Genomic DNA, 13,043 nt, shown 5'->3' on the forward strand with positions numbered 1-13,043 from the left:
CCAGTACTCCACCACGCCCGCTCAGAACGACCTCCGCAACATCAGATCGACGCTCTGCTGCGAATGCCCACCGCCGGTCGCCAGCCACCCTGAGTAACCCACACTGACTTCGATCCTCGACGTCACCGCGCCCGAGATCCGCGCCGCAGTCATCAACCGACCGTGCGGCAGCGGCGCCCCAACCGCGGAAAACACCGTCCCGTCGCCGCTAAACACCGCCACTGCGCGCGAACGCCGCGCGAGTTCCTGCGCGTAGTCGACGCTTAGTTGCAGCGTCAGCGGATGCGCACCTTCGCCGAAGCGCTTGTCGAATTCGATGCCGACGTAAGGTTGCACACTGTGTGCGTTGTCGGTGCCGACCTGCAGATCCTGTCCTCCCGCGCCGTGCTCCGCGAAGACACTACGATGGAAGTAGCCGTACAACAGACCCACACGCGGTGTCAGCGTGAACGTGCGTATCGGCATCGGTAGGCTCAGCTGCGTGCCCAGTTCGATGTCGTGTCCGTCGGGGTCACCGTTCGCCGTACCGGTCGCGCCGAACGGTCGACGCAGGTGCATGTCGTCGTAGCCGTACGACATCAGTGCCGAGAGCACGACCGGTCCGAGACGGCGCGATCCATACAGTGAGGCACGCAACGTATCGATGCGGCCATCGTCGCCGGTCGTGCTTTCCGACAGATCGCTGTGTCCATAACCCAACGCGCCGCCGATGGTGTACGGTCCACGCCGCCAGTCGACGCCAGCAGTGAATTGATACTGATTGACGCTGAAACCCGGCGTACCGCCGGCTGTGCCGTGCAGCGACAGACGATCTACGGAACCCGCGATCCACAGCGAGCCGTCGTCCGAAGGGCAATGTGCGGCGGCATCATCGCAGCGCCGCGCGTCGTGCCGCAGCAGCTGCGTTGCCGCGGCTTCGCCGGCGAGCAGCGCAGTCGAGCCGAGCGCGGTGAAGATGCTGGTATCGATCGGCGCAACGACTGTCACCGGCGGCGCCGGCTGGCCTGGCGGCGGCGGGGGCTGTGTGCCGGTGCCTGCATTGTCGATGGCGTTGACGCTCAGGTCGACGGCCGTGGCCCCATACACGACGCTCTGCGTAACCTGCGACGCACCCGCACCGTCTGCATTGACGCTACCGAACTTGCCATTGACGGTCGTCGCCGAGACGATCTCGTAAGTCTTGCTCGCCGCGTACGTACCGGGATCGTAGAGCAGATGCAGCGCGCCGTTGAGCGTCGCGATGCCGTTCACCAGCAATTTCGATGCGGAGGTCGGGTTCAGTTCGATGGTCAGCGTACCGGCCGGTTGCTGGACGTAATCGCCCGCGACGCTCAACGTGCCAATGGACCCGCCCGGCTGCACGACGCCCGCGTTCGCGATCGAACCGAGTACCGTGCCGTGTCCGAGCAGCGTGCCGTTCGTCTCCACCTGGATATTGCCGCCGAGTTTCGCCGCCGGATTCGCTGCGTCACCGATGGCGAGTCGTCCCGCGCTCACGACTGTCGTGCCGGCGAACGCGCCGCTGTCGCCAGTCAGCGTCAGCGTGCCGGTGCCTGCCTGGACGAGTGCGCCGTCACCCGACAGCGAGTTCGCGTAGCGGCTGTCGTCAGTGCGGTTGAAGACGAGCGAGCCGTTGTTCGCGAGATTGCCTGTCACGTTGCCACCCGCGATCTGCAGCGTGCCGCCCGTGTCGATCGTCGCGCCGCTTAGCGTGCCGAAAATCTGTGCGATGCCACCCTGTGCGATCGTTGTGCCGTTGGCGACACCGCCGCTCGCAACCGTCTGCCGGCCGCCGCTGCGGACCGTTGTCGCATTGGCCGTGCCGCCCGACGACACCATTTGCAGTGCAGCGACCAGGGTCGTTCCATTGGCGATACCGCTGGACATCACGGTCTGCACGCCGCCGCTGTCGATCGTCGCGCGGCTCGCGATGCCGCCTGCGTGCACTGTCTGTGTCCCTTGTACGACCGACAGGTCTGCCGAGCCGAACAGATCCTGTAGCGCGCCGCTGCTCACCTGCGTGCCGCCTACGATGCCACCCGCGTACACCGTTTGCGTGCCGCCGCTCGACACCATAGCGAGGTTCGCGAGCGCGCCCGACGATACAAACTGCTGCCCGCCTGAACCGATACCGGTCGCCGTCACGACGCCGCCCGACAGCACGGTCTGAACGCCACCACTCAGCGTGACCCCACTCGTCGTCGCGCCGGAAGAGACGATTTGCGTGCCGCCCGTCAGCAGCGTCGCGGCTGCGACGATGCCGCCAGCTTCGACGGATTGCATGCCGCCGCTGTTGACGAGCGTGCCGCTCGCGACACCGCCGGAACCGACCTGTTGTTTGCCACCGACGTCGACGACGGTGGCGTCTGCTTCGCCGCCCGACATCACGGCCTGAGTGCCGCCGCTCTCGATATGCGCGCCGCTCGCGACGCCGAGCTCCAGCACGTTCTGCGTACCGCCGGCGCTGATCAGCGAGCCGGTCGCAACGCCGCCGGACGACACATACTGCGTGCCGCCGACAAGCTGCGCACTGCTCGCTGTCGAGCCCGACGACACGTACTGCGTGCCGCCGCTGCCAACTATCGTGCCGGCGACGATCGCGCCTTGATAGAGCGTCTGCGTGCCGCCGTCGGCAACGCGTGTGCCGACCGAAATACCACCGGACGACACGATCTGCTGCCCGCCGCTCAACACGGTCGTGCCATCCGCCTCGCCGTCGTTTGCGACGCGCTGGTCGCCGCCGAGACCGATGGTCGCGCCGCTCGCGACACCGCCCGCGAGGATGCTCTGCACGCCGCCGCTCATCACCGCGGTGCCGCTTGCTGTACCGCCGGCCGAGATGGTCTGCGTGCCGCCGCTCGAAACGAGTGTGCCGGTCGCGCGGCCCGCACCGAAGACCGTCTGTACGCCGCCGACGAGCGTCGTGCCGCTGGCCGTGCCACCCGACAGCACGTTCTGTTGACCGGTGCCCGAAACGGTTGTCGTCATCGCGATGCCACCAGCCGAGACCGTCTGTACACCGCCACTCAACACGGTCGTGCCGCTTGCCGCAGCCCCCGACAGCACGCTCTGCAGGCCACCGCCCGAAACGGTCGTCGCTGTGGCGATGCCGCCGGCCGAGACCGTCTGTGCACCGCCACTCGAGACGGTCGTGCCACTTGCAGCAGCCCCCGTCGACACAACCTGCAAGCCACCACTCGCCACCGTCGCCGCGTTCGCGATGCCGCCGGAAGAAATCGTCTGCGTGCCGCCATTGCCGATGGCGGTCCCGTTAGCAACGCCGCCGCTGTAAACCGTCATCGAACCGGTATTGCCAACCGACGTCGCGTTTGCCATACCGCCCGACGACACGTTCTCCTGGCCGAAGTCCGACACTTGCGCACCGTTCGTCACGCCGCCCATCGCGACGTTTTCGCGACCGAAGTTCGACACCACCGTGCCGCTCGCGATCCCGCCAGCCGACACGGTCAACTGGGACGTATCGAGCGTGCCGACGGCGAGCCCACCGGAGACGACGAAGCCGTTGCCGTATGCATTGATAACGGTGCCGCTCGCGATGCCACCCTTCGTCACGATGAACGTACCGCCGTTTTCGAGCAGCACGCCGGACGCGATGCCACCGGAGATCGTGAACGCGCCGAGCGAATTCGTGCCGCTAACGAACGCGTCGTCGGTGGTGCCGCTGAACGTGGCGCCTGCGTTCAGCGTGATATCGATGGCCGTGCCGCCGGAGCTGACGGTGATCGTGCCGTTTCCGAACACCGTGGTTCTGCCCGCGACCCCGCCCGCCGCCACGAGTTGCGCGCCGCCCCTCGACACGACCGTGCCCGACGCGAACCCGCCGCCGGCGACGTTCTGCACACCGGTACTGCCGAGCGTGGTGTCGCGTGCAATGCCGCCCGACGTGACGTCCTCGCGCGAGTTCCTGTCGACGAGGCTGCCGCTCGCGATGCCGCCCGCGAGTATCGTGTGCTGCGCGAAACCGAAGACGTGCGTATCGAGCGCGAGGCCACCGGACGAGACGATCTGCGTGAACATATCCTGCGTATCGACGACTGTTCCGCCACCCATCACGATCTGCGTGGCGTGGACGATCGTGCCGCTCGCCGTGCCGCCGGACAGCACGGTGAAGAGCCCGCCGTTGTCGAGCAGCACGCCCGACGCGACGCCGCCGCCGATGACGAACGTGCCGGCCGCATTCGTGCCTGTGACGTTGCCGGCGCCGGTGTCCGCGATCAGGATGCCGCCGCTTTGCTGCACCACACCGGTTGCGTTGCCGCCGGAACTGATTCGCAACCGGCCGCCGCTCGTCACCGTCGACGAGACAGCGAGGCCGCCCGACTGCACCGTTTGCGCCGCGCCGCCTGCAATCGTCGTAGCGCTCGCAACGCCGGTCGCGAGCACATTCTGTGCGCCGCCGCTTGCGAGCATCGTGCCTCTCGTTACGCCGCCGGACGACAGGTCTTCCCGGCTGTTGCTCGTGACGAGCGTCGCCACGGCGAAGCCACCTGTGACCGACTGCGCGCCGCTGCCGCTGATCGTCGTGCCGCTGGCAATGCCTCCCGACGAGACAATCTGCTGGGCCCCGGTACCGACCAGGGTGCCGCTCGCGATCCCGCCGCTCATCACGACTTCGGTGCCGAGGTCGTGCGTCGCGTACGCGATACCGCCCGACATCACCGCCTGCAGGCCGAACGGATCGATGAAGCTCGAACGCGCCACACCGCCCGACTCTACGTTCAGTGCACCTTGCGCGTTCACCGTCGATTCGTCCGCCTCGCCGAAAACGAGAAGACTCTGGTTTGGACCGACAGTTATGCCGTTGACCGTGATGCCCGCGGCAACGGTTGTTTGCACGTTCGCCGCGGCGGGCGCGAAGCTCGCGGCGTAGATCGCGGGTGTCGCGAGCAACCCGGTCAGCAGACGCGAGGCGCGCCGCTGCGGCGTGTCAGGCACGGGCATCTGGCCAGTTGTACCCGGGCCAGCGCCCAGCAGTGTGATGCTGTGCCAGGTCGTCGAATATGCGTTGGTGTCAGTCGCGTCTAGCCTCATTGCTGCTTCCTTGCCTGGTGACTTGCTGCGGGCGCGGGTCTCAACGGAGCGCGCCGGGAATCGTGCGGATAGCGTCGATCACCTGTTTCGATTCGATCAGACGGCTACATTCGAACTGCCTCGACGTGTCCTTGTGCCGCGGGCACCAGAGAAAGTCGTGATGATCGAAACGCACGCGCGGGTCGTTCCAGCAACTGTTGCAGACGTGGTAGTTGATGACACGGTAGGGTGTATGGAACTCATTGACCGGATGAGTGAAGCCGCTGATCATCACGGCCGGCGTGCGCACTGCCCATGCGAGCCACGACAGGCCGCTCGACAAGCCGATAAAAAACGCCGCGTGCTTCAACCAGCGGGCACGCTCGACGAGCGGCCGATCGCCGGTTTCGTCTTCCACGCCGTGCGGAATGTGATTCCACGCCATACCGGTGCCGTGCACTTTCTTCTGGTCGATGCAGACGACGCGATAGCCGGCCTCCTTCAGGAACGCAATCACGTCGTGCCAGCCAGTCGGGTTGTTCCAGTATTTGCACTGCGTTGAACTCTGCACGGCGATGCAGACGTAGGGTTCGTCGATGGGGCGCGTATCGTCGGGAAGTTCGACTTCCGGCGGCTCCTCGCGCGGATCGACGCCCAGGATATAGCCCGCTGTGCGGTGCAGTCCGACGAGGCGGAAGTCGCTCGGCTGATGGATTTTTTCGTCGTCATCGAAGAAGAGGCCGAGGCTGTAGGTCGCGTAGTACCGTTGCGGCTGCACCTGTTCATGCGTAACGAATCCGATCTCCGGATAGGCGTCGCGAAAGAGCGGAATCAGCTTCTCCGACATCGCGCAGGTGAGCCGGCATCCGTGCCGGCGCTGGAACGCGGCGGCGTACGGCATCCAGCCGATCGTGTCGCCGATCGTGCCGACCGGGAATTGCACGAGCACCTCCTTGCCCGAGGCGTCGTAGACGTGATGCAGCGTCGGCGGTGCCTTGCTGTCCCGTGCGAGCGCGACACGCGCCCAGACGAGAATCTCGAAGCGGGCGTAGTACTTTCGCGTGCTCGCTACATAACCGCGCGCGATTTCCGTTTCGAACAACACGTTGCCTGTATCGCAGTCGCGCAGGCAGACGTGCCAGTTACCCACGGGCAGTGTGACGCGACAACCGTCGTTGAAGTCGAAGTGGATGCCGGCCGGCCCCTGCTGGGTTGGAACGTTTGCGGGCGGTGGGTAGGCCGGTGTTTGAGGTCGTCCGGCGGCAGGTCCTGGTACAGAGGCGCCTGACGTGGAGGCGTCGGCGACGGGTGCAGTAACATCGCTATTCATATTGGATCGTTGGATATTGCGTCTTTGTGGACAGACCGGTCGGCTTATCCTCCTTTCCGGTTTACGGCAGGTTTTCTGAAGTTTGTATGGTGGAGAAAGCCATAAATCAGGATTCCTGCGCGCCGTCGATCTGGTCGACTTCTTGCAGCCAGATTGACAGCGCCGCCAGGTGAGATGGTCAGAGCCGTTGACCGATATCGCAAAGAGACAGGCCGACGGTCGAATACGGGCGATGAGGGGAGGTGGCGTCCGCCGGACGTGCCGACGAACTGTTGTACTATGTTGCGTCGCCTCGCGCGGATGCTGTGAGCCGATCTTCGATAGATCACATGCCCGGAACGGCCGGAATCAGGTTGTTCCTTACGAACGGGCGAGCGATAAACCTGATTGTTCGGTGTCGGGGGCGAGTTCCACGCAAACTCCGGCGGCCATAATGAGCTTTCATTGCATCTGTGAGCAGTAATTTGTCTTACGTCTAATCGACAATCTGTTCACAGGTTTGCACATTGATGACGTAATTCGGAAGGGTGAATTCTGTAAAATTAATGCAGATTTCCCGAATTGCGCCGTACCGGATCGTGATTGAAGCGATAAACTATGTAGCATTGAAGGGACCGTTAAGTGCCCCGGTCGCAGTCATGTGCGACCCTCGTTGAACGGAAACCTTCTAGATCAATCCAACCGCCAAATACGACAGCGGAGTACCAGACATCCTGGTTCTTCACCCGGAAAGGCCACGTGCGCCTGCTCCCCGAGCATCGAGGGATGCGGCAACCTGCTCTACAGGCATGATTTTCGTTACATCGGCGCAATCCACGCACGGTGCGATTTACCACAATCGGCGTTCAATGAACGCCAGGCCATTGGCTCAAGAAGGAATCTTTCATGGACGAACGTAAGAGAGACAGCATGATTGCTTATCTCCGCCACAGGATGGAGGAGTTTGGTATCACACCAGACGACCTCGCCGAAGCGCTAGCAAGCGGACAATCGGAACAGACGGGCGCGCGCTACCGCAGTGCGACCGGCAATACCTGGTCCGGCGAGGGGGAGATGCCTCAATGGCTTAAGCAGGCGATCAGCGCGGGGCAATCCATCGAACACTTTGAATTGTCCGCTACGCCGGCAGCCGCGCCTGCACCTAAGGCCGGTGTGGACTGGCGAGATGACCCGTTTGCGGGCAGCCCGCTTGCACGGCAGGAAAACCCATCGCGTTAGACGTAGTGCAATTTGCCATCCAGCGCTCCGTGCTGGAGAGACTGACTGTTCCGGTACACGGCAGGTGCGTACACCTCGCTCATTTCCAATAGTTTCGGTTTTCAGAAACCTCTGGCAGAAGCGGAAAGACCAGATTCGCAGCGCTCAAAACCGCTTGCAGCGTTTGTAGAGCCGCTGGGTTATTCGTTCGATCTCCAGCAATTTCACGACCGGTGGCGTGGGTGAATACGCGACCCATGCGCTCCAGCCGCCGATCGAGCGGCCCGGTGCCAGGTGAACGGGCACGGTGTTTTCATCCCAGGTTTCCCGTCCGGTTTTCAGATCGATATACGTGCTACGAAACCGCAGGGTCGTGACCGTGACAAAGCTGTCGTTGCGGAACGACCATGTGTAGGTGTTGGCACCCACGCGGGAAAGGCAGATCGATATGCCTTGTCCCATCGATTCATATCGGCCGTCCGCGGCCACATCGCTTACCGCCGCAGGTGGGGTCGCCTGACTCACCAGATGAAGCTTGTTTCTCTTCAAGCTTGACGGCGTCGCTACGGATGCGGATGGCGAGCGCATGACTGCGCAGCTCAATGGCGAAATGGGCATCAGACGAAGCGGACTCATAGTGAGCCTGTCGTCCTCCCTGGCTTTTGCAAGTGCCAGGATCTGTCGAGTAAACCAGTACATGAAGACCTCTGATCATTCTGTTGACCGGCGTCGAAAAGCCGCCGGACAGAAATGTCGGACAACCTTCGTAGTCGCGAATCATGATTGTTTCTGCGGAGATGCAGGGACTCTGACGCGACTGAAGTGGCTGTTTAAGGCAAGCGCCTCGTCGGTCGTATCAAAGGTAAATCTGATAACTCAAACGGACATGCCCTCATGCGTTTCAACACAGTGCAGCCGTTTGCCTGTGCCAAAACCGGGTGCCCGCAGCGCTCGCGTCAATGCAGATGGGGCTGCGCGGAGATATCCGGCGAAATAGCGTGGAATGAGCGTTGCCGCACATAACGACCCCGTGGCGACTTCGATTTTTGAGGCTCGCCCAGCGCAATTGCTGCCTGCGTGCTGCGCTATACTCCGTCGATGGATATGAAACGAACCTCGCTGAATCTGCTTTGCTGGTGGCGCGCCTGAACCTGGCGGCCCGTTTCCCCATACAGATTGAAAACGTGATGCCGCCAGTCCTGGCGGCATTTTTGTATCTGCGCGCCGATGACTGGCGGTGTCGACAAACATCCGGAATAGCACACCATGTCACACGTAACCCAACCCGTCGTCCTCACCGGCGATCGCACGACTGGCCCGCTCCATCTAGGTCACTACATAGGCTCGTTGCGCGCACGCGTACAACTGCAGCACGAGGCGCAGCAGTTCCTGCTGCTCGCTGATACGCAGGCGCTGACCGACAATGTCGGTCGCCATCAGAAGGTCACCGAAAACGTCATCGAGGTTGCACTCGACTATCTCGCGGTTGGCATCGACCCGGCGAAGTCGACGATCTTTATTCAGTCGCAGGTGCCCGAACTCGCCGAGCTAATGCAATATCTGCTGAACCTGGTCACGGTCGCGCGCCTCGAGCGCAATCCGACCATCAAGGCGGAGATTCAGTTGCGTGGCTTCGAGCGCGACATCCCGGCAGGTTTCCTCACCTATCCGGTGAGCCAGGCCGCCGACATCACGGCGTTCAAGGCAACGCACGTACCGGTCGGCGACGACCAGCTACCGATGATCGAACAAACCAACGAACTCGTGCGCCGCTTTAACAACACCGTCGAGCGGCAAGTGCTCGTCGAGTGTGAGGCGGTGCTGTCGCAGGTGACGCGACTGCCTGGGCTCGACGGTAAGGCGAAGATGAGCAAGTCGCTGGGCAATGCGATTCCGCTAGGCGCCAGTCCGGACGAGATCACGAAGGCGGTCAATTCGATGTACACGGACCCCAACCATCTGCGGGCAAGCGACCCTGGTCAGGTGGAGGGCAACGTCGTGTTCGCGTTTCTCGATGCGTTCGAGCCAGATGTGCCGAAGGTGGATGAACTCAAGGCTCACTATCGTCGCGGCGGATTGGGCGACTCTGTCGTCAAGCGTGCGCTGAACGAGCGGCTGCAAGCGATTATCGAGCCGATTCGTACGCGTCGTCGTGAGTTCGAGGGCGACCGGGCTGAGGTGCTGGATATCGTGCGTCGAGGGACGATGCGCGCGCGGGAAGTGGCGGGCGGGACGTTGTCCGAGGTCAAGGGCGCGTTGGGTTTGACCTACTTCGATCGGTAAGAGGGATGGGCGCGGTACTGGTGCCCTGGGATATTGGTCGTTAGCTTTTGCAGTTAGATGAACAGCAGTTGAGCCTCGCGACTGGAGAGCTGTTGCAGTCGCTCGAGTGTGCAGCGTGAGCCCGCTCTCTCGAGCGGGCGTCGATTGCGCACGGCAGGCCGGGATCCGGTATCCCGACCTGCCAGTGCAGCGCGTGACTTCGCTTACTTCTTCGCTGCGACGTTAGCCGCGCTCAACGATCCGCCCAACGGGTAGGACGTGCCGCCACCACCGATCGTCACACCACCCGCCAGTCCGCTCGTCAACGATGCGACGAGACTCGTCACCGGTGCGAGCAGACCCGCTGTAGTCGGAGCTGCAGCCGATCCGACGGCATTGGCTCCAGCGCTCAGCGCACCGCCGATTGCAGCAGTACTCGATGACGTTGCCGCACCTGCCGCGGCAAGGGTCGAGCCGAGCGCTCCACCGCCTGCGCTCACGCCGCCGCCTAACGCACCGGCGACTGAGACGGCCGCACCGGCAGTCGAACCGACCACACTGTTGAGTGCCGTCGTAACCGGTGCGAGCACCGAGCCGCCGAGGTTGGTGCCGCCCAATGCTCCGCTCACGGTTTTCAGCGTGCCGGTGACACTGCCGAGTGCGCCGGTTACCGGCGCCAGCACGCCACCGACACCGCCGCTGCCCGACAGGGAGCCGGTCAAGGACGAGACAAGACTGGTGATCGGCGCAATGGGGCTGCTGGCCCCGCCGGTTACGCCGCTCACTACACCTGTCACTGCGTTGAGCGCACCCGTTACCGGTGCGAGCGGATTGCCACCGCCCGCGGCGCCGCCTAGACCTGCGAGCGTACCCGTGACCGTGCTGATCGCACCGGTGACAGGAGCGAGCACGCCACCTGCGCCGCCGCCGATTACGCCGTTCACTGCACCGGTTACCGTGTTGAGCGCACCCGTGATCGGTGCCAGTGGACTACCGCCACCGACGCTGCCACCGAGACCCGCGAGCGTACCAGTGACTGAGTTGACCACGCCCGTTACCGGAGCGAGTACACCGCCGGCACCACCGCTACCACCGAGACCGGAAAGTGTTCCCGTGACCGTGTTGATGGCGCCGGTGACCGGAGCGAGTACTCCTCCTGCGCCACCAGTACCGCCAAGACCCGCGAGCGTTCCCGTGATGGAGTTGACGACGCCCGTGACCGGAGCGAGCACACCGCCTGCGCCACCGGTACCACCGAGACCTGCGAGCGTTCCCGTGACGGAGTTGACGACGCCTGTTACCGGAGCGAGCACACCGCCTGCGCCACCAGTACCACCGAGACCCGCGAGTGTCCCAGTGACGGAGTTGACGACGCCGGTGACCGGAGCGAGCACACCGCCTGCGCCACCGGTACCACCGAGACCTGCGAGCGTTCCCGTGACGGAGTTGACGACACCGGTGACCGGAGCGAGCACACCACCTGCGCCACCGGTACCGCCAAGACCCGCGAGCGTTCCGGTGACGGAGTTGACGACGCCCGTGACAGGAGCGAGTACACCACCTGCGCCACCAGTACCGCCGAGACCTGCGAGTGTTCCCGTGACGGAGTTGACGACACCGGTGACCGGAGCGAGTACTCCTCCTGCGCCACCAGTACCGCCAAGACCAGCGAGTGTCCCGGTGACTGTGTTGACGACACCCGTGACCGGAGCGAGCACGCCGCCTGCGCCACCAGTACCGCCGAGACCTGCGAGTGTTCCGGTGACCGTATTGACGACGCCCGTGACCGGAGCGAGCACACCACCTGCGCCACCGGTACCACCAAGACCAGCGAGCGTCCCGGTGACCGTATTGACGACACCCGTGACCGGAGCGAGCAGACCACCTGCGCCACTGCCACCGAGGCCGGCGAGCGTCCCTGTGACCGTATTGACGACACCGGTGACAGGAGCGAGCAGACCACCTGCGCCACTACCACCGAGACCCGCGAGTGTCCCGGTGACTGTATTGACGACGCCGGTGACAGGAGCGAGCACACCACCTGCGCCACCGGTACCACCGAGACCCGCGAGCGTGCCTGTGACCGAGTTGACGACGCCCGTGACAGGAGCGAGCACACCGCCTGCGCCACTGCCACCGAGACCCGCGAGTGTCCCTGTGACTGTGTTGACGACACCTGTTACCGGAGCGAGCACGCCGCCTGCGCCACTACCACCGAGACCCGCGAGTGTCCCGGTGACCGTATTGACGACACCGGTGACAGGAGCGAGCACACCACCTGCGCCACTACCACCGAGACCCGCGAGTGTCCCGGTGACTGTATTGACCACACCCGTGACCGGAGCGAGCACACCACCTGCGCCACTACCACCGAGTCCCGCAAGCGTCCCCGTGACCGTGTTGACGACACCAGTAACCGGAGCAAGCACACCGCCCGCGCCGCCACTACCACCGAGTCCCGCGAGCGTCCCCGTGACCGTGTTGACGACACCAGTAACCGGAGCAAGCACACCGCCCGCGCCGCCACTACCACCGAGTCCCGCGAGCGTTCCCGTGACCGAGTTGACGACACCAGTAACCGGAGCGAGCACACCGCCCGCGCCACCACTACCACCGAGACCCGCAAGCGTCCCCGTGACCGTATTGACCACCCCAGTAACCGGAGCCAGCACACCACCTGCGCCACCTCCAATCACACCACTCACCGCACCGGTCACCGTGTTGACCGCACCGGTCACCACGCCAACCGGATCGCCGATGCTGCCCAGCCCGAGATTGATCCCGCCGTTGCCGCCGAGCCCGATCGTCACAGCGCCGTTGCCGCCCGCGCCGTTGATCCCTCCGCTGATCGCAATCCCACCGGGGCTGACCGATGCGCCGGCAGTGGCACCCAACGTAGCGCCACCTGCGCTGCCGGAGCCCCCGAGGCTAACGACGGCACCCGTGGGTCCAACCGACCCACTACCGTTCAAGCCAGCCGAGACACCGGCGACGTTACCCGAGGCACCCACACCAACTGCCGCGCCGCTCGGCCCGGCAGTCCCCGTGGCGCTGATGCCCGCGCCGAGATTCGCCTGGGGTAGCGAGGCGCTTGAACTGGCTGTCGCCAGAACATCGCCGGTTGAGAGCCTGTCGATATTGATACCACCGCCTAGTCCAGCTACAGGTACAACGATTGTCGAATCTGCCATCACGGGACTGCTTGCCACCGTCCCGAAAGCTG

The 13,043-nt window shown here is 64.1% G+C and carries 6 protein-coding genes; 2 read left to right on the top strand and 4 right to left on the bottom strand.

Translation table 11 applies throughout. The features are described 5' to 3' along the window. Positions 1–21: 21 nt before the first annotated feature. Positions 22–5,052: an AIDA repeat-containing protein gene (locus BWP39_RS17865; RefSeq protein ID WP_096722298.1), complete on the bottom strand. Its 5,031-nt coding sequence runs from the start codon at positions 5,050–5,052 to the stop codon at positions 22–24. A gap of 40 nt (positions 5,053–5,092) precedes the next feature. After that, on the bottom strand, positions 5,093–6,361 hold the full coding sequence (locus BWP39_RS17870; RefSeq protein ID WP_096722300.1) for an autotransporter strand-loop-strand O-heptosyltransferase: 1,269 nt from the start codon (positions 6,359–6,361) through the stop codon (positions 5,093–5,095). An 885-nt stretch (positions 6,362–7,246) separates the two neighbouring features. Between BWP39_RS17870 and BWP39_RS17875 the strand changes: the two genes are divergently transcribed. Continuing rightward, positions 7,247–7,579, top strand: coding sequence for an H-NS histone family protein (locus tag BWP39_RS17875; RefSeq protein WP_096722302.1), 333 nt, complete (start codon positions 7,247–7,249; stop codon positions 7,577–7,579). Between the two features lie 144 nt (positions 7,580–7,723). Here BWP39_RS17875 and BWP39_RS31540 read toward each other — a convergent pair whose 3' ends face one another. Further along, the gene (locus BWP39_RS31540; protein ID WP_133116894.1) at positions 7,724–8,257 is read right to left on the bottom strand and encodes a hypothetical protein; all 534 of its coding nucleotides are present in this window, start codon (positions 8,255–8,257) and stop codon (positions 7,724–7,726) included. Positions 8,258–8,824: 567 nt separating this feature from the next. On the opposite strand from BWP39_RS31540, the gene trpS reads away from it, so the two are divergent. Beyond that, positions 8,825–9,841, top strand: a complete 1,017-nt coding sequence (gene trpS, locus BWP39_RS17885; protein WP_096722306.1) for a tryptophan--tRNA ligase — start codon at positions 8,825–8,827, stop codon at positions 9,839–9,841. Between the two features lie 203 nt (positions 9,842–10,044). On the opposite strand, the gene BWP39_RS17890 is transcribed toward trpS, so the two are convergent. Beyond that, on the bottom strand, positions 10,045–13,011 hold the full coding sequence (locus BWP39_RS17890; RefSeq protein WP_207556882.1) for a beta strand repeat-containing protein: 2,967 nt from the start codon (positions 13,009–13,011) through the stop codon (positions 10,045–10,047). Between the last annotated feature and the right edge of the window lie 32 nt (positions 13,012–13,043).

Source organism: Paraburkholderia acidicola (assembly GCF_002362315.1).
In the GTDB taxonomy this organism is placed as follows: Bacteria; Pseudomonadota; Gammaproteobacteria; order Burkholderiales; family Burkholderiaceae; genus Paraburkholderia; species Paraburkholderia acidicola.

What these genes read in the sequence shown, in the direction of transcription:
- BWP39_RS17865 (WP_096722298.1), bottom strand. Translation starts at nt 5,052, where the DNA reads ATGAGGCTAGACGCGACTGACACCAACGCATATTCGACGACCTGGCAC.
- BWP39_RS17870 (WP_096722300.1), bottom strand. Translation starts at nt 6,361, where the DNA reads ATGAATAGCGATGTTACTGCACCCGTCGCCGACGCCTCCACGTCAGGC.
- BWP39_RS17875 (WP_096722302.1), top strand. Translation starts at nt 7,247, where the DNA reads ATGGACGAACGTAAGAGAGACAGCATGATTGCTTATCTCCGCCACAGG.
- BWP39_RS31540 (WP_133116894.1), bottom strand. Translation starts at nt 8,257, where the DNA reads ATGTACTGGTTTACTCGACAGATCCTGGCACTTGCAAAAGCCAGGGAG.
- trpS (WP_096722306.1), top strand. Translation starts at nt 8,825, where the DNA reads ATGTCACACGTAACCCAACCCGTCGTCCTCACCGGCGATCGCACGACT.
- BWP39_RS17890 (WP_207556882.1), bottom strand. Translation starts at nt 13,011, where the DNA reads ATGGCAGATTCGACAATCGTTGTACCTGTAGCTGGACTAGGCGGTGGT.